Consider the following 16,933-nt stretch of genomic DNA (forward strand, 5'->3'; position numbering starts at 1 on the left):
CTCCGAGGCGCCCGCGGGCGTCCCCGCCGTGGCGGCCGCGGACGGCGACGGCGGATCCCGCGCCGGGCAGGTCCTCCGCGAGATCGCCTCGGGCAGCGCGCTGCTGTCCGTGCTCGCGGTCGTGCTGTCGCTCGTGGTGGGCGCGCTGCTCATCGCCGTCACCGACGAGGAGACGCAGAAGGCGGCCGGCTACTTCTTCAGCCGCCCGCTCGACACGCTCCGCGCGGGCTGGGACGCGGCGTCCGGCGCCTACTCCGCGCTCTTCCAGGGATCCGTCTACAACTTCCGCCGCCCCGGCTTCGCGAACGGCATCAAGCCGCTCACCGAGACGCTCACCTTCGCGACCCCGCTGATCGCGGCCGGCCTCGGTGTCGCGCTCGCGTTCCGCGTGGGCCTGTTCAACATCGGCGCGCGCGGCCAGATGCTCATCGCGGCGGCGTGCGCCGGCTGGGTCGGCTTCAGCTTCGACATGCCGCCCGTCGTGCACCTCGTGCTCGCGGTCGGCGCGGGCATCGTCGGCGGCGCGGTCTGGGGCGGGATCGTCGGCCTCCTCAAGGCACGCACCGGCGCGCACGAGGTGATCGTCACGATCATGCTCAACTACGTCGCGTTCTACCTCATCTCCTACCTGCTGCGGACCCCCGGCCTGCTGCAGGCGCCCGGCTCGAACAACCCGAAGACGCCGGCGATGCAGGACAGCGCGGTCTTCCCGGCGCTCCTCGGCGACGGGTACTCGCTGCACGCGGGCTTCCTCGTGGTCGTCGTCGCGACGGTGATCGTCTGGTACCTCCTCAACCGCTCCGGCCTCGGCTTCCGCTTCCGGGCGGTCGGCGAGAACCCGAGCGCCGCCAGGGTCGCGGGCATCGACGTCAAGAGCTCCTACCTCTACGCCATGCTCATCTCCGGCGGGCTCGCGGGCCTCGCGGGGGCGAGCCAGGTGCTCGGCACGGTCACCACGGGCTTCAGCTCGGGGATCGACGCCGGCATCGGCTTCGACGCCATCACGGTGGCGCTGCTCGGCCGCAGCCGGCCGTGGGGCGTCTTCGTCGCGGGGATCCTGTTCGGCGCGTTCAAGGCCGGCGGGTTCTCGATGCAGGCGGCCGAGGGCGTGCCCATCGACATCGTCGTGGTCGTCCAGTCGCTCATCGTCCTGTTCATCGCGGCGCCCCCGCTCGTGCGGGCGGTCTTCCGCCTCCCCGCGCCGGGCCAGGCGCGTCGCACCACCCGGATCCGGAAGGCGGCGCTCAGCTCATGACCGCGACCACATCCACCGCCGCGCCGTCCCCGGCGCCGCACGACCCCGCGGCCGCCGTCGAGCTCGAGCGCGCCGTCGCGAGGAGCTGGAAGGCCCCCGCCGCCTTCGGGATCTTCACCGTGATCTCGCTGGTCCTGTTCGTGCTCCTCGGCCGCGAGGGATCCAGCACGTTCGGCCTGTCCACCAGCACGGACCTCATCCAGCTCGCGCCGCTCGTGCTTCCGACGGCAGCCACGGGAGTCGTCGTCACCGTGGTCCTCGCCGCGCTCACGGTGGTCTCCTTCGTGCTGGTGCGCCGCTCGTCGAAGGTGCCGCTGTGGTTCACGGCCGTGTTCGCGGTCCTGTTCCTCGTCGCGTTCCTGACCTGGGCGTCGGCCGGCGAGACCATCCCGGTGCCCGGCCTCCTCGTCGGCACGGTCGCCCTCTCGGTGCCGCTCATCTTCGGCGCGCTGGGCGGCGTGCTCTCGGAGCGCGTCGGCGTCGTCAACGTCGCGATCGAGGGCCAGCTGCTGGCGGGCGCGTTCGTGTCCGCGGTGGTGGCCTCCATCACCGGGCAGCCGCTGATCGGCCTCGCGTCCGCGATGGTCGCGGGCATGCTCGTCTCGTTCGTGCTCGCGGCGTTCTCGATCAAGTACCTGGTCGACCAGGTCATCGTCGGCGTCGTCCTCAACGTGCTCGTGACGGGCCTCACGAGCTTCCTGTTCTCGCAGGTCCTGTCCGCGGACGCGGCGCGGCTCAACTCGCCGCCGCGCTTCGACCGGATCGACATCCCGATCCTCGGCCAGATCCCGATCATCGGCCCTGTGCTCTTCCGGCAGACGATCATCGTCTACGTCATGTACGTGGCCGTGTTCCTCGTCTGGTACTGCCTGTTCCACACCCGCTGGGGCCTCCGGCTCCGCGCCGTGGGCGAGCACCCGCAGGCCGCCGACACCGTGGGCATCAAGGTGTCCGCCACCCGGTTCTGGAACGTGTCCCTCGCGGGCGCGATCGCCGGGCTCGGCGGCGCGTTCTTCACGCTCGGCTCCGTGGGCGCGTTCAACAAGGAGATGACGGCGGGCGCCGGGTTCATCGCGCTGGCCGCGGTCATCTTCGGCCGGTGGGATCCGCTGCGCGCCACGCTCGCGGCCCTCCTGTTCGGCTTCGCGAGCAACCTGCAGAACGTCCTCGGCGTCATCGGGTCGCCCGTGCCGAGCGAGTTCATGCTGATGCTGCCGTACGTCGTGACCATCGCCGCGGTCGCCGGACTGGTGGGGCAGGTGCGCGGACCTGCCGCCGCCGGCAAGCCCTACGTGAAGTCGTGAGCGCCGTGGAGCCCGTCGGGTCAGGCGGCATCGACTGGGGATCGCTGCGCGAGGCGGCGCACGGCGCGATGGAGCGCGCGTACGTCCCCTACTCGCGCTTCCCGGTCGGCGTCGCGGCCATCGCGACGGACGGCCGCGTCATCACCGGCTGCAACGTCGAGAACGCGTCGTACGGCCTCACCCTGTGCGCCGAGTGCGCGCTCGTCTCGGTGCTGCACCTCACGGGCGGCGGCCAGCTCGTCGCCTTCACGTGCGTGGACGGCGACGGCAACATCCTCATGCCGTGCGGGCGCTGCCGGCAGCTGCTGTTCGAGCACGCGGTGCCGGGCATGCTCCTGGAGACCGTGTCGGGGATCCGCACCATCGACGAGGTGCTGCCCGACGCCTTCGGGCCGAGCACGCTGAACGCGTACGGGGACCGGTCGTGAGCGCCGCGTACGACGTCGTCGACCTGATCCGCACCAAGCGCGACGGCGGCCGGCTCTCGACGCCGGAGATCGACTGGCTCGTCGCCGCCTACACCGACCGCTACGTGGCGGACGAGCAGATGGCCGCGCTCGCGATGGCGATCCTCCTCCGAGGCATGGACCGCACCGAGATCCGCGACCTCACGCTCGCCATGATCGCGAGCGGCGAGACGCTCGACTTCTCGGGGCTGGGCAAGCCCACGGTCGACAAGCACTCCACGGGCGGCGTGGGCGACAAGATCACCCTGCCGCTGATGCCGCTCGTCGCGTCCTACGGCGTCGCCGTGCCGCAGCTCTCGGGCCGCGGCCTCGGCCACACGGGCGGCACGCTCGACAAGCTCGAGTCGATCCCCGGCTGGCGCGCCGACCTCTCCACGGAGGAGATGGTGCAGCAGATGAAGGAGCACGGCGGCGTGATCTGCGCGGCCGGCAGCGGCCTCGCCCCCGCCGACAAGCGCCTCTACGCGCTGCGCGACACCACGGGCACGGTCGAGGCGATCCCGCTCATCGCGTCCAGCATCATGAGCAAGAAGATCGCGGAGGGCACGGGCGCGCTCGTGCTCGACGTGAAGTTCGGCGGCGGCGCCTTCATGACCGACATCGACCGGTCGCGCGAGCTCGCCCGCACCATGGTCGAGCTCGGCACCGACGCCGGGGTGCGGACCACCGCGCTCCTCACCGACATGGACGTGCCGCTGGGACTCGCCATCGGCAACGCCAACGAGGTCCGCGAGTCCGTCGAGGTGCTCGCGGGCGGCGGCCCGGCCGACGTCGTGGAGCTCACGCTCGCGCTCGCGCGGGAGATGCTCGCCGCGGTCGGGATCCCGGACGCCGACGTCGATGTCGCCCTCCGCGACGGCCGGGCCATGGACTCGTGGCGCGCCACCGTGCGCGCGCAGGGCGGGGATCCGGACGCGGCGATGCCCGTCGCGCGCGAGACGCACGTCGTCACGGCCGAGCGCGACGGCGTGCTCGTGCAGCAGGACGCCCTCCCGTTCGGCATCGCCGCCTGGCGCCTCGGCGCCGGACGCGCGCGCCAGGGCGACGCCGTGCAGCATGCCGCGGGCGTCGACCTGCACGCGAAGCCGGGTGACCGGGTGCGCCGCGGCGACCCGCTGTTCACGCTCTCCACGGACGAGCCGGGGCGGTTCGAGCGGGCGCTCGCGTCGCTCGAGGGCGCCTACCGCGTCGGCGACGCGGAGGAGCACGTCGCCCGCGGCCCGCTCGTGCGGGAGCGCATCACCGCCGAGGGGTGACCCGCCGCCGGCCGCCGTCCCGCGTGGACGGCGGCCGGCGCGTCACCGCCGCGGATCGCGTCAGCCGATGCGCTCGAGCGCGTCGACCACCACGTCCCAGAACCCGGCGTGGTCGAGGTCCACGGCGACCTGCGTGTTGCAGTCCGCGGGCGCCGGACGGCGGAGGTCCGTCACGGTCATGCCGGTCGTGTGCGTGCCGGTCAGCTCGACGGAGACGGGCGCGCGTCGCACCGAGACCAGGCGCGGGTCGATCACGCGCGCGACGGCGCACGGGTCGTGCACGGGCGGGCTCGGGAAGTCCTGGCGGTCGTGGTAGGCCCGGCCGTACGACTCCATCGAGTCGACCACGAAGCGCGCGGCAGGCGTCCCGAGGGCGGCGATCCGCGCCATCACCTCGGGCGTTGCGGTCGCCTGGTACGTGAGGTCGAGCCCCACCATGGTCACGGGCCACGCCTCGCCGAACACGATGTGCGCGGCCTCGGGGTCCACCGCGATGTTGAACTCCGCCACCGCCGTGCGGTTGCCCGCGTGGTACCCGCCGCCCATCAGCACGACCTCCTTCACGCGCTCGACGATGCGCGGCTCCCGGCGCACGGCGAGGGCGATGTTGGTGAGCGCGCCGAGCGGCACCAGCGTGATCTCGCCGGGCGCATGCGCCATGACGGTCTCGATGATGAGGTCCACCGCGTGCCGCGGGTCGAGCGCGACGGTCGGGTCCGGCAGCTCGGGCCCGTCGAGCCCGGTCTCGCCGTGGATCTCGGGCGCCGTCATCACGGGCCGCACGAGCGGGCGCGCGCAGCCGGCGGCGACGGGCACGCCGTGGATCCCCGCGACGGTCGCGACCGCGAGCGCGTTCCGCGTCACCTTCTCGAGCGTCTGGTTGCCCGCGACGGTCGTGATCCCGACGAGCTCGACCTCGGGGCTGCCGTGCGCGAGCATCAGGGCGAGGGCGTCGTCGTGCCCGGGGTCGCAGTCGATCAGGATCTTGGTGGGCATGGGTCCTCCGGCTCGGTCGCGGCCCGCTTTCGCCTCGCGCACCGATCGTTCGTGTGCCGACGACCTCCGCGTGGGCCGCGTCGAGGCTAGTAGATTCGACCCATGACACTCGCTCCCGAGGACTCCACGCTGCCCGGCGGAGGGTCGTACCGCGACCTCCCCAAGGTCTCCCTCCACGACCACCTCGACGGGGGCCTCCGCCCCGGCACCATCGTCGAGATCGCCGACGAGATCGGGCTCGAGCTGCCCGCGCGGGACGCCGCGTCGCTCGGTGAGTGGTTCCGCACCAGCGCCGACTCGGGATCGCTCGTCGACTACCTGAAGACCTTCGACGTCACCATCGCCGTCATGCAGACCGAGGAGCACCTCGCGCGCGTCGCCCGCGAGTTCGTCGAGGACCTCGCGGACGACGGCGTCGTCTACGGCGAGATCCGCTGGGCCCCCGAGCAGCACCTCGCGCAGGGCCTCTCGCTCGACGCGGCCGTGGAGGCCGTGCAGTCGGGCATCGAGGACGCCGTGCGCGGCGTCGAGGAGGCGGGCGGATCCATCCGCGTCGGCCAGCTCGTCAGCGCCATGCGCCACCTCGACCGCGGCACCGAGATCGCGGAGCTCACCATCCGCCACCGCTACCGCGGCGTCGTCGGCTTCGACATCGCCGGGCCCGAGGCCGGGTTCCCGCCGTCCCGCATGCAGGGCGCGTTCGACCTCCTGGCGCGCGAGTGGATGCCCCGCACGATCCACGCGGGCGAGGCCGACGGCCTCGAGTCCATCCGCGGCGCGCTGCTCGACGGCCGGGCCCTGCGCCTCGGCCACGGCGTGCGCATCGCCGAGGACATCGAGATCGACAGCGAGGAGGGCGAGGACGTCTTCGTCACCCTCGGAACGCTCGCCCAGTGGATCAAGGACCGCGGCATCCCGCTGGAGCTCAGCCCGTCGTCGAACCTGCAGACCGGCGCCATCGAGGCGTGGGGCGACGCGATGACCGACCACCCCTTCGACCTGCTGTACCAGCTCGGCTTCGCCGTCACGGTGAACCCCGACAACCGCCTGATGAGCGGCACCACGATCAGCCGGGAGCTGGCCCTCCTCACGGACGCGTTCGCCTACGACCTCGACGACCACGAGGCCTTCCAGCTCAACGCGGCCGCCGCGGCCTTCCTGCCGCTGGAGGAGCGCGAGGCGCTCGCCGACATCGTCTCCGACGGGTTCGCCCGCCTGTAGCGCGGCCCCGCCCGGCCTCCCGTCCCGCTCGACCCGTCCGCCCGCCCCGACAGAGAGGTCGCCCCGTGCTCCCACCGCTCCCGGACGACGCCGTCACCCTCGGCGCCGAGGCCGCCGACTGGCGCGCCGCCGTGCGCCTCGTCGGCGACGCGCTCGTGCGGTCGGGGGCGGCCACCGCGGACTACGCGGGCGCCATGATCCGGGTGGTCGAGGAGTTCGGCGCGTACGTGGTCATCGCCCCGGGGCTCGCGCTCGCGCACGCGCGGCCGGGCCCCGAGACGCTCGCGGACGGCCTCGCTGTCGTGACGCTCACGGAGCCGGTGGCCTTCGGGCACGCGCACAACGATCCCGTCGACGTGCTCGTCGGGCTCGCGGTCACCACGGTCGACCGGCACGTGTCCTCGGTCGCCGACATGGCCAACATCTTCAACGACGCCACCGCGATCCCGCGGCTGCGCGCCGCCACCACCGTCGACGAGGTCCGGCGCATCATGGCCGGCGAGGAGAGCGCATGAAGGTCGTCGCCATCTGCGGCGTGGGGATCGGCACGTCCGGCATCCTCAAGGTCAACGCCGAGCGGGCGCTCGCGCGCCTCGGCATCGAGGCGGACGTCACGGCGGCCGACCTCGCCAGCGTCGCCGCCATCGGCGAGGACGCGCAGGTCATCCTCACCTCGCCGGAGCTCGTGGACCGCATCGGGCCCACGTACGCCGACGTCGTCGTGATCGAGAACTACTTCGACCTCGAGGAGATCTCGGCGAAGCTCGACGCCGCGCTCGGCTGAGCGGCCGGCCGCCCGGGCGACCGGCGCGGGTCAGACCTCGAGCAGCAGCGGCACGGCCTGCGCGAGGTCGGCCACGATGGCGCGCGCCGCATCCCGGCGCTCGGCCACGGTGCCCTCGGTGCTCTGCGCGTCGAGGTAGACCTTGATCTTCGGCTCCGTGCCGCTCGGCCGCACGATGAGTCGCGCGCCGTCGCCCAGGTGGAACCGCAGCACGTCGCTCGGCGGCAGGTCGGCCGTCCCCTCGGCGAGGTCGTCCATGCGCTCGACCCGGCGGGACCCGATCGACGTCGGGGGCGACTGCCGGAGCTTCGCCATGATGCGCGGGATCACGGCGAGGTCGGTGACGCGCACCGAGATCTGGTCGCTCGCGAAGGAGCCGAACCGCTCGGCGAACTCGCGGTCGTAGTCGTCGATGGTCTGCCCGCGCGACTTCAGCAGCATCACGCCGTGCAGCACGGCGACGGCCGCGGAGATCCCGTCCTTGTCGCTCGTGATCCACGGCGCGACGAGGTAGCCGAGGGCCTCCTCGTAGCCGTAGATCAGGTCGGGCACGCGGCTGATCCACTTGAAGCCCGTGAGGGTCTCGCGGTAGCCGAAGCCCAGCTCGCGCGCGACGACCTCGAGCGCGGGGGAGGAGACGAGCGAGGAGGCGAACGTGCCCGTGTTGCCGTCGGCCGCGTAGCGCTCGGCGATGCCGAGGCCGAGCAGCATGCCGACCTCGTTGCCGGAGAGCCGTCGCCACGCTCCGTGCTCGTCCGCGATGGCGACCGCGAGCCGGTCGGCGTCGGGGTCGTTGGCGATGATGAGCTCGGCGTCGGACTGCACGGCCGCCTCGAACGCGAGGTCGAGCGCGCCCGGCTCCTCGGGGTTCGGGAAGTCGACGGTCGGGAAGTCGGGGTCGGGATCCGCCTGCGCGGCGACGATGACGGGCGCGTCCACGCCCACCGCGTCGAACACGCGCGCCGCGGTCTCCCACCCGACGCCGTGCAGCGGCGTGTAGACCCAGGTGAGCGGGGCGAGCGGGGCCGCGAACAGGTCGGCGGTCTCCCGCACGTAGGAGTCGATGAGGGACTCGGGCGCGATCTCGAAGTCGTCCGCCACCGGCAGCTGCTGCACGGTGCGCTCGCCCGCGGCCTTGTGGATGAACGCGGCGATGTCGCGGTCGGCCGGGCTGACGATCTGCGCGCCGTGGTCCTCGTCGCCGAGGTAGACCTTGTAGCCGTTGTCCCGCGCCGGGTTGTGCGACGCCGTGACCATGACGCCCGCGCTCACCGCGAGGTGCTTCACCGCGTAGGCGAGCACGGGCGTGGGCAGCGCCCGGGGGAGCAGGACCGTGCGGACGCCGGCGCCCGCCATGATGCGCGCGGTGTCCTCCGCGAAGATCCTGGAGTTGTGGCGCCCGTCGTAGCCGATGACGATGCTCGGGCGCGGGCTGCGGCTGCGCAGGTAGTCGGCGAAGCCCGCGGCGGCCTGGGAGACGAGCACGCGGTTCATCCGGTTGGGTCCCGCGCCCAGCTCGCCGCGGAGCCCGGCGGTCCCGAACTGGAGGCGCGTCTGGAAGCGGTCGCGGATCCCCGACGCCGCCTGTTCGCGGTCGGCAGCGGAGGCCCCGGGTGCGGTGCCCTCCACCAGCGCGAGCAGCTCGTCGACCTCGGCGCGGGTGGCGGGATCCGGGTCCTGCGCCTGCCAGGCGCGCGCGGCGGCGGCGAGCGCCGCGGTCTCCTCGCGGCTCACAGGGCGCCCACGATGCGGGCGAGCATGCCGCCGATCCGGCCCTCGGCGGCGCGACCCGCCTCGATGACCTCCTCGTGGCTGAGCGGCGTCTTCTGGATGCCGGCCGCGAGGTTCGTGATGAGCGACATGCCGAGCACCTCCATGCCCGCCTCCCGCGCCGCGATGGCCTCGAGCGCGGTGGACATGCCGACGATGTGGCCGCCGATCGCCTTCGCCATCCGCACCTCCGCCGGCGTCTCGTAGTGCGGCCCGCGGAACTGGCAGTACACGCCCTCGTCGAGGTCGGGCTCGACCTCGTGGGCGATCGCCCGGAGCCTCGCCGAGTAGAGGTCGGTGAGGTCGACGAAGGTCGCGCCCTCGAGCGGCGAGTCCGCGGTGAGGTTGATGTGGTCGCTGATGAGGACGGGCGTGCCGGGCGTCCAGTGCTCCGTGATGCCGCCCGCGCCGTTGGTGAGGATCATCGTGGTCGCGCCGGTCGCCGCGGCGGTGCGGACGCTGTGCACGACCCTGCGGACGCCGTGGCCCTCGTAGTAGTGGGTGCGCGCGCCGATGACGAGCGCTCGACGCCCGGACGGCAGCAGCACGCTGCGGAGCGATCCCACGTGGCCCTCGAGCGCGGGCTTCGAGAAGCCGACGACCTCGGTGGCCGGGATGGTCGCGGTGGTCTCGCCGATGAGATCCGCCGCGCGCCCCCATCCGCTGCCGAGCGTGAGGGCGATGTCGTGGCGCTCGACGCCCGTGAGCTCGGCGATCTGCCGGGCCGCCTGCCGCGCGATCTCCTGGGGGTCCGCGTCGGGCGACTCGAGGGGGTTGCTGTAGGTCATGCCCCGATCCTAAATGCGCGGGCGCGGGCGGCCCGGGCCGCCACGACGGGCGGGTTCGCGCGGGCCGCGGGCCTGCGGGATGATGTGCGCATGGGATACGATTTCGAGGCCAACCAGCGGATCGCCGTCCTCGGTGGGGGCCCGGGCGGATACGAGGCCGCCATCGCCGGAGCGCAGCTCGGCGCGGAGGTCACGCTGGTGGAGCGCGTGGGCGTCGGCGGCTCGGCCGTGATGACCGACGTCGTCCCCTCGAAGACCCTCATCGCCACCGCCGAGGCCACCAACGCGCTCGGCGAGGCCGCCGACCTCGGCGTCCAGTTCTTCTCCCGCGGCGAGCAGAGCCGCCGTCCCGTCCGCCCCGAGGTCGCCGTCAACCTGCAGGCCGTCAACGACCGCCTCCTGCGGCTCGCGCGCCAGCAGTCCGAGGACATGAAGTCGAGCCTCATCCGCGCGGGCGTCCGCATCGTGCAGGGCGAGGGCCGGCTCGACGGGCCCAACCGCATCATCGTCTCCACCGGCCGGGGCGGCGGCGGCACCGACTTCGACGAGATCGACTCCGACACCACGGTCATCTCCACGGGCGCGAGCCCGCGCATCCTCCCGACCGCGAAGCCCGACGGCGAGCGGATCCTCACCTGGACCCAGCTCTACACGATGGACAGCGTGCCCGAGCACCTCATCGTCGTCGGATCCGGCGTCACGGGCGCGGAGTTCGCCTCCGCGTACACGGCGCTCGGCGCGAAGGTCACGCTCATCTCCTCCCGCGACCAGGTGCTGCCCGGCGAGGACGCCGACGCCGCCCGCGTGATCGAGGACGTCTTCACGCGCAACGGCATGACCGTGCTGTCGAAGTCCCGCGCCGAGTCGGTCGTGCGGCAGGGCGACGGTGTGGTCGCGACGCTCAGCGACGGCCGCGTCGTGGAGGGCAGCCACTGCCTCATGGCGGTCGGATCCGTGCCGAACACCGCCGGGATCGGCCTGGAGGAGGCGGGTGTGCAGCTGAGCGACTCCGGCCACATCCGCGTCAACCGCGTCGCGCGCACCTCGGTGCCGAGCGTCTACGCGGCAGGCGACTGCACGACGTTCCTCCCGCTCGCCTCCGTCGCGTCCATGCAGGGCCGCACGGCGGTCTACCACGCGATGGGCGACGCGGTGAGCCCCACCGAGCTGCGCAACGTGACCTCGAACATCTTCACGCAGCCCGAGATCGCCACGGTCGGCTGGTCGCAGAAGCAGATCGAGGAGGGGCTCGCGCAGGGCGACATCTACAAGCTGCCGCTCGCGTCCAACCCCCGCGCGAAGATGCAGAACGTGAAGGACGGCTTCGTGAAGCTGTTCGCGCGCACCGGCTCGGGCACGGTGATCGGCGGCGTCATCGTGGCGCCCAAAGCGAGCGAGCTGATCTTCCCGCTCGCGCTCGCGGTCGAGCACCGGCTCACGGTCGACGACGTCGCACGCGCCTTCACGGTGTACCCGTCGCTGTCGGGGAGCATCTCCGACGCGGCGCGCGCCATGCACATCGTCCTCTGACGCACCCGCTCCGCACGCGACGACGGCCGGCCCCCGCGGGGACCGGCCGTCGTGACGTGCGGCGCGCGGGTCAGACGATGTCGAGCAGGCGGTGCCCCGACGGGACGGTCTGGCCGACCTCGGCGGAGATGCCCGAGACGGTGCCCGCCGTGTGCGCCGTGAGCGGCTGCTCCATCTTCATCGCCTCGAGGACGACGAGCAGGTCGCCCTTGACGACCTGCTGGCCCTCCTCGACCGCGAGCTTCACGACGGTGGCCTGCATGGGCGAGGTGACGGATCCGCCGCCCGAGGTGTCGACGGAGCCGGACTGCTTCCGGCGGGCCGGCGCCGCCGCGGCCCGGCGGGACGAGGACGCACCCGCGGCGGGCGCGAGGTCCTCGGGGAGGCTCACCTCGATGCGCTTGCCGCCGACCTCGACCACGACCGTGTGCCGGGCGGGCGCCTCGACGGCGTCCTCGAGGGCGCCGGACCACGGCTCGATCGTGTTGTCGAAGTCCGTCTCGATCCAGCGCGTGTAGACGGAGAAGGGCGCGCCGTCCGCCGGGGCGAAGGCCGCGTCGCGCACGATCGCGCGGTGGAAGGGCAGCACGGTGGGCAGGCCCTGCACCTCGAACTCGTCGAGGGCGCGGCGCGAGCGCTCGAGGGCGTCCTCGCGGCTGGATCCCGTGACGATGAGCTTCGCGAGCAGCGAGTCGAACGCGCCGGAGATCACGTCGCCGGCGCGGACGCCGGAGTCCACGCGGACCCCGGGGCCGCCGGGCGCCTGGAACACGTGCACGGGGCCGGGCGCGGGGAAGAAGCCGCGGCCCGGGTCCTCGCCGTTGATGCGGAACTCGAACGAGTGGCCGCGCGGCGCCGGGTCGTCGTAGTCGATGAGGCCGCCCGCTGCGATGCGGAACTGCTCGCGCACGAGGTCGATGCCCGTTACCTCCTCGGAGACCGGGTGCTCGACCTGGAGGCGCGTGTTGACCTCGAGGAAGGAGATGGTGCCGTCCTGCGCGACGAGGAACTCGCACGTGCCGGCGCCGACGTAGCCGACCTCGCGGAGGATCGCCTTCGACGCGGCGTAGAGCTGCGCGTTCTGGTCGTCGGTGAGGAACGGCGCGGGCGCCTCCTCCACGAGCTTCTGGTGGCGGCGCTGGAGCGAGCAGTCGCGGGTGGAGATCACCACGACGTTGCCGGCGCTGTCGGCGAGGCACTGCGTCTCGACGTGGCGCGGGCGGTCGAGGTACTTCTCGACGAAGCACTCGCCGCGGCCGAACGCCGCGACGGCCTCGCGGGTGGCGGACTCGAACAGCTCCGGCACCTCCTCGCGCGTGCGGGCGACCTTGAGGCCGCGGCCGCCGCCGCCGAACGCCGCCTTGATGGCGACGGGGAGCCCGTGGACGTCGACGAAGTCGAGGACCTCGTCGGCCCCGGAGACGGGGTTGAGCGTGCCGGGCGCGAGCGGCGCGCCCACGCGCTCGGCCACGTGGCGGGCGGTGGTCTTGTCGCCGAGCTGCTGGATGGCGCTGGGCGACGGGCCGATCCAGACGAGCCCGGCGTCGATGACCTGCTGGGCGAAGTCGGCGTTCTCGGCGAGGAAGCCGTAGCCCGGGTGCACGGCGTCGGCGCCGGAGCGGCGGGCTATGGAGAGCAGCTTCGCGATGACGAGGTAGGTGTCGGCGCTCGTCTGCCCGTCGAGGGCGTACGCCTCGTCGGCGAGCGTGACGTGCATCGCGTCGCGGTCCTGGTCGGCGTAGACGGCGACCGATCCGATCCCCGCATCCCTCGCCGCCCGGATGATGCGGACGGCGATCTCGCCCCGGTTGGCGATGAGGACCTTGTTCACACGCGTCATGAGACCCCAGCCTAGGGTCTGGGATGCGCCCGCCTTCGGAGGGTCCGCACAAACATGCGGGGCCGCCGGGTACGCGCGCCCACAAGCGTCCGGTCCCGCCGCGCCCCTGGCATGATCGACGCATGACCGCAGCGGGCACCGGGGACGACGACGCGCGCGCCGCCGCGGCCGACCTCCGGGAGCTCCTGCGGGCCACCGTCGCCGAGCTGCAGGAGCGTCGCGCGCCGGACGAGGCGCTCGCCGAGGTGCGCGCCAAGCGGTCCTTCGGTCCCATCAAGCGGCAGCCCGCCATGGTGCCGGTCGGGCGGGCCTGGCGACTCGGCGTCCTCCTGCTCTCCGCCGACGGATCCCTCCGCCGCACCGGCAGCATCACGCGAGCCGTGGAGCCGACGCGCTCCCAGGGCCTCGACTCCGGCGTGGAGGCGCGCAAGGAGGCGAGGCGCCAGGCCGTCCGCGCGTTCGAGGAGGGCGACGCGGTCGACTACGACTGGGAGCCGGTCGCGCTCGACGCGGACTCGCTCGCCGCCGGATCCGGGCCCCTGTCCTTGCGCGGACGCGAGCTCCGCGTGCAGTGGGGACCGAACGCCCACGAGACCCGGCCGCTCGCGGCGTACCTCGCCGACCGCATCGAGGTCCTCGGGATGGGGTGACGCCCGACCGCCCGACGGCCCGACGGCCCGACGGCCCGACCGCCCGCCCGCCCCGCTCAGAGCAGGCGCGCCTCGACTGCGCCCTGGCGGTTCCAGAGGTCCGTCCACTCCGTGCCGAGCTCCCGGACGAGCCCGCGGAGGGTGGGCAGCGACAGGCCGACGACCGTGCTGGGGTCGCCCTGGATCCGCTCGATGAACGCCGCGCCCAGGCTGTCGATGGTGAACGACCCGGCGACGAGCAGCGGCTCGCCCGTCGCGACGTAGGCGTCGATCTCCTCGTCGGTGATGTCGGCGTGGAAGCGGACGTCCGCGACGGCCGCGCGGCCTATGCCGCGCACGATGCGGCCGTCCGCCACCTCGATCAGCCAGTGCCCCGAGTGCAGCCGCCCCTCCCGGCCGCGCTGCGCCCGCCACCGCTCGGTGGCCCGCTCGACCGTGTGGGGCTTGCCGTGCACGACGCCGTCGATCTCGAACGCCGAGTCCCCGCCCAGCACGAGGCCCGTGATCGGCGCGCCGGCGACGAGCTGGCCCACGACCGCCTCGGCCTTGGCGCGCGCGAGCAGCTGCACCATGTCGGCGGGGCCGAGCGGCCCCTGCCTGGCCTCGGCGGCGGCGACCGCTGCCGGCTCGTCGACGTCGGAGGGCAGCACGACGGGCTCGATGCCGGCGGAGCGCAGCAGGGCGAGGCGGGCGGGGGAGGTGGAGGCGAGGTGGAGGCGCGTGGTCACGCCGACATGGTGGCACGCGCGTCCGGGCTGCCGCGCGTCCCTCGCGTCCCGAGCGCGCCTCCGCGTGTGTCGGGGTCGCCGTCCGTCGTCGCTCGTGTGATCGTGCCGCCTCCGCGTGTGTCGGGGTTGCCGTCCGTCGTCGCTCGTGTGATCGTGCCGCCTCCGCGTGTGTCAGGGTTGCCGTCCGTCGTCGCTCGTGTGATCGTGCCGCCTCCGCGTGTGTCAGGGTTGCCGCATGGGTGAGCAGGTGGGCCGCGAGGTCGAGGTGGACGTGACCAACATGGCGCACGGGGGAGTCTCCGTCGCCAGGCACGACGGGCGGGTGATCTTCGTCTCGGACGCGATCCCCGGCGAGCGGGTGCGCGCGCGCATCACGGAGGACTCCAAGAAGTCGTTCTGGCGCGCCGACACGGTCGAGGTGCTCGACGCGTCGCCGCACCGCCGCCCGCACGTGTGGGCCGAGGCCTCCGTCGACCGCGACCCGGAGGACCGGGTCGGCGGCGCCGAGCTCGGCCACATCCGCCTCGCCCACCAGCGCGAGCTGAAGCGGCAGGTCGTCGTCGACTCGCTCTCCCGCATGGCGCACGTCGACCGCGAGGTCCAGGTCCAGGCGCTCCCCGGCGACGACGAGTCCGACGGCCTCGGTTGGCGCACGCGAGTCAGCCTGCACGTCGACGACGACGGCACGGTCGGCCCGTACGCGTCGCGCTCGCACCGCGTGATCCCCGTCGAGTCGCTGCCGCTCGCCACCGCGGGCGTCAACGGCGCCGCGCCCTTCGGCCAGCGCTTCCCGGGCGTCGAGGGGATCGACCTGGTCGCCCCGTCCGACGGCCACGTGCGCATGCTCCTCATCGACGGCAAGCCGCAGCGCCGCGACACCATCACCGAGCGCGTCCGCGACCGCGAGTTCAAGCTGGAGGCCGGCGGCTTCTGGCAGGTGCACCGCCGCGCCGCGGAGACGCTCTACGACGCCGTCCAGTCCTCCATCGACGAGGCCCTCTTCGATCCGCGCGCCGCCAACCTCGACCTCTACGGCGGGGTCGGGCTCCTCGCCGCGGCCGTCGGCGACCGCTTCGGCGACACCGTGCGGATCACGAGCGTGGAGAGCGACGAGGTCGCCACCGAGTTCGCGGGCGACAACCTCGCGGAGTGGGTGGGCGCCGCGTCCCTCACCTCGCGCGTGGACCGCTACCTCCAGCAGCTGGCGCGCGACGCGAGCCCCGCCGAGCGGCGTCGCCTCCAGGGCGCGACCGTCGTGCTGGACCCGCCGCGCGCGGGCGCGAAGAAGCCCGTCGTCGACGCGCTCGCCGCGCTGCACCCGGCGCAGGTCGTGTACGTCGCGTGCGACCCCGTCGCGCTGGCCCGCGACGTGGCGCTGTTCGCCGAGCGCGGCTACGAGCTCCGCTCGGTGCGCTCGTTCGACCTCTTCCCGCACACGCACCATGTCGAGAGCGTGGCCGTGCTGGTGCCCGCCGCCTCCTGATCGGGGCATCCGCCGCCGAGGGCGGGGCCGGACCGGGCGATACAGTGGGCGAGGGGACCGTCGGGACATCGACGGCGTCGCGACGAGGGGGATCCGGATGACCGAGACCACGCAGGGATCCGACCAGGCGGCCGAGCGCCGCCCGCCCGTCCGCGTCGCCGTGGTCGACGACCACGAGTCGGTGCGCCTCGGCCTCAAGGCCGCGTGCCTCGACGCCGGGTACGAGTTCATCCTCGCGGCCGCGAACGCCCGCGAGCTCGTCGAGGGCCTCGTCGGCCGCGAGTGCGACGTGGTGGTCCTCGACCTGTCGCTGGGCGACGGCTCGTCCGTCACCGACAACGTGAAGGCCGCGCAGGGCACGGGGGCCGCGGTCCTCGTCCACAGCATCGCCGACCGCGTCGCGAGCGTCCGCGAGGCGCTCGCCGCGGGGGCCGCCGGCGTCATCCCGAAGTCGTCGGCCACGCAGACCGTGATGGCCGCCGTCGCCACGGTCGCGCGCGGCGACGTGCTCAACAACCTCGAGTGGGCGACCGCCATCGACGCGGACCGCGACTTCGCGAAGGCCCAGCTCGGCCGGCGCGAGCGCGACGTGCTCCACCTGTACGCGTCCGGCCTGCCGCTCAAGCTGGTGGCGCAGCAGCTCGGGATCGCGAACAGCACGGCGCGCGAGTACCTCGACCGGATCCGCGTGAAGTACGTCGAGGTCGGCCGTCCCGCCCCCACGAAGGTCGACCTCCTGCGCCGCGCCGTCGAGGACGGCATCCTCCCGGGACTGGACCAGGACGGCGGCGATGCCCGCTAGGCCTCCGGCCAGCGCGCCGCACCCCGCGGCCCCCGCGACGCGCGCCCTCGCCGGCGCAC

The 16,933-nt window shown here is 73.6% G+C and carries 16 protein-coding genes; 11 read left to right on the forward strand and 5 right to left on the reverse strand.

The annotated features are described in order from the left end of the window. The 4 genes from DZG00_RS04045 to DZG00_RS04060 form a co-directional block, all read left to right on the forward strand. The coding region (locus DZG00_RS04045; protein ID WP_199689791.1) for an ABC transporter permease at nucleotides 1-1,255 on the forward strand (1,255 nt) is incomplete at its 5' end. Continuing rightward, nucleotides 1,252-2,559: an ABC transporter permease gene (locus DZG00_RS04050; RefSeq protein ID WP_119381752.1), complete on the forward strand. Its 1,308-nt coding sequence runs from the start codon at nucleotides 1,252-1,254 to the stop codon at nucleotides 2,557-2,559. The genes DZG00_RS04045 and DZG00_RS04050, both read left to right, overlap by 4 nt. After that, nucleotides 2,556-2,987, forward strand: a complete 432-nt coding sequence (locus tag DZG00_RS04055; RefSeq protein ID WP_119381753.1) for a cytidine deaminase — start codon at nucleotides 2,556-2,558, stop codon at nucleotides 2,985-2,987. Before DZG00_RS04050 ends, DZG00_RS04055 begins: the two co-directional genes overlap by 4 nt. Beyond that, nucleotides 2,984-4,282, forward strand: coding sequence for a thymidine phosphorylase (locus tag DZG00_RS04060; RefSeq protein ID WP_119455402.1), 1,299 nt, complete (start codon nucleotides 2,984-2,986; stop codon nucleotides 4,280-4,282). Before DZG00_RS04055 ends, DZG00_RS04060 begins: the two co-directional genes overlap by 4 nt. Nucleotides 4,283-4,342: 60 nt before the next feature. Here the strand turns inward: DZG00_RS04060 and uriH are convergent, their stop codons facing one another. Beyond that, entirely contained in the window at nucleotides 4,343-5,278 is a 936-nt protein-coding gene (uriH, locus tag DZG00_RS04065; RefSeq protein ID WP_119381697.1) for a uridine-preferring nucleoside hydrolase UriH, read from the reverse strand. A 102-nt stretch (nucleotides 5,279-5,380) separates the two neighbouring features. On the opposite strand from uriH, the gene DZG00_RS04070 reads away from it, so the two are divergent. The 3 genes from DZG00_RS04070 to DZG00_RS04080 all read left to right on the forward strand — a co-directional run bounded on the left by DZG00_RS04070 (nucleotide 5,381) and on the right by DZG00_RS04080 (nucleotide 7,283). Beyond that, complete coding sequence (locus DZG00_RS04070) at nucleotides 5,381-6,499, forward strand: adenosine deaminase (RefSeq protein WP_119381696.1); 1,119 nt, start codon at nucleotides 5,381-5,383, stop codon at nucleotides 6,497-6,499. A 65-nt stretch (nucleotides 6,500-6,564) separates the two neighbouring features. Continuing rightward, entirely contained in the window at nucleotides 6,565-7,014 is a 450-nt protein-coding gene (locus DZG00_RS04075; protein ID WP_119381695.1) for a PTS sugar transporter subunit IIA, read from the forward strand. Beyond that, nucleotides 7,011-7,283 carry a PTS sugar transporter subunit IIB gene (locus DZG00_RS04080; RefSeq protein ID WP_119381694.1) on the forward strand — a complete coding sequence of 91 codons (273 nt, stop codon included), beginning with the start codon at nucleotides 7,011-7,013 and terminating at the stop codon, nucleotides 7,281-7,283. Before DZG00_RS04075 ends, DZG00_RS04080 begins: the two co-directional genes overlap by 4 nt. A gap of 30 nt (nucleotides 7,284-7,313) precedes the next feature. Here DZG00_RS04080 and DZG00_RS04085 read toward each other — a convergent pair whose 3' ends face one another. Both DZG00_RS04085 and DZG00_RS04090 read right to left on the reverse strand, forming a co-directional pair. Then, complete coding sequence (locus DZG00_RS04085) at nucleotides 7,314-9,017, reverse strand: phospho-sugar mutase (protein ID WP_119381693.1); 1,704 nt, start codon at nucleotides 9,015-9,017, stop codon at nucleotides 7,314-7,316. Then, entirely contained in the window at nucleotides 9,014-9,841 is an 828-nt protein-coding gene (locus DZG00_RS04090) for a purine-nucleoside phosphorylase (protein WP_119381692.1), read from the reverse strand. Before DZG00_RS04090 ends, DZG00_RS04085 begins: the two co-directional genes overlap by 4 nt. A 90-nt stretch (nucleotides 9,842-9,931) precedes the next feature. Here DZG00_RS04090 and DZG00_RS04095 point away from each other — a divergent pair, with 90 nt between their 5' ends. After that, on the forward strand, nucleotides 9,932-11,371 hold the full coding sequence (locus DZG00_RS04095; RefSeq protein ID WP_119381691.1) for an NAD(P)H-quinone dehydrogenase: 1,440 nt from the start codon (nucleotides 9,932-9,934) through the stop codon (nucleotides 11,369-11,371). Between the two features lie 70 nt (nucleotides 11,372-11,441). Here DZG00_RS04095 and DZG00_RS04100 read toward each other — a convergent pair whose 3' ends face one another. Continuing rightward, nucleotides 11,442-13,211 (reverse strand): acetyl/propionyl/methylcrotonyl-CoA carboxylase subunit alpha, encoded by a 1,770-nt coding sequence (locus DZG00_RS04100; RefSeq protein ID WP_119381690.1) that lies wholly within the window; start codon nucleotides 13,209-13,211, stop codon nucleotides 11,442-11,444. A 122-nt stretch (nucleotides 13,212-13,333) separates the two neighbouring features. Between DZG00_RS04100 and DZG00_RS04105 the strand changes: the two genes are divergently transcribed. Beyond that, nucleotides 13,334-13,861, forward strand: coding sequence for a hypothetical protein (locus tag DZG00_RS04105; protein ID WP_119381689.1), 528 nt, complete (start codon nucleotides 13,334-13,336; stop codon nucleotides 13,859-13,861). A gap of 56 nt (nucleotides 13,862-13,917) precedes the next feature. Here DZG00_RS04105 and DZG00_RS04110 read toward each other — a convergent pair whose 3' ends face one another. Continuing rightward, on the reverse strand, nucleotides 13,918-14,589 hold the full coding sequence (locus DZG00_RS04110) for a Maf family protein (RefSeq protein WP_119455403.1): 672 nt from the start codon (nucleotides 14,587-14,589) through the stop codon (nucleotides 13,918-13,920). 235 nt (nucleotides 14,590-14,824) lie between these two features. Here DZG00_RS04110 and DZG00_RS04115 point away from each other — a divergent pair, with 235 nt between their 5' ends. Both DZG00_RS04115 and DZG00_RS04120 read left to right on the forward strand, forming a co-directional pair. Next, nucleotides 14,825-16,072 (forward strand): class I SAM-dependent RNA methyltransferase, encoded by a 1,248-nt coding sequence (locus DZG00_RS04115; protein ID WP_119455404.1) that lies wholly within the window; start codon nucleotides 14,825-14,827, stop codon nucleotides 16,070-16,072. A 97-nt stretch (nucleotides 16,073-16,169) separates the two neighbouring features. Beyond that, nucleotides 16,170-16,874: a response regulator transcription factor gene (locus tag DZG00_RS04120; protein WP_119383300.1), complete on the forward strand. Its 705-nt coding sequence runs from the start codon at nucleotides 16,170-16,172 to the stop codon at nucleotides 16,872-16,874. The last annotated feature ends 59 nt before the right edge of the window (nucleotides 16,875-16,933 follow it).

The organism is Clavibacter lycopersici (assembly GCF_003576405.1).
Taxonomy (GTDB): domain Bacteria; phylum Actinomycetota; class Actinomycetes; order Actinomycetales; family Microbacteriaceae; genus Clavibacter; species Clavibacter lycopersici.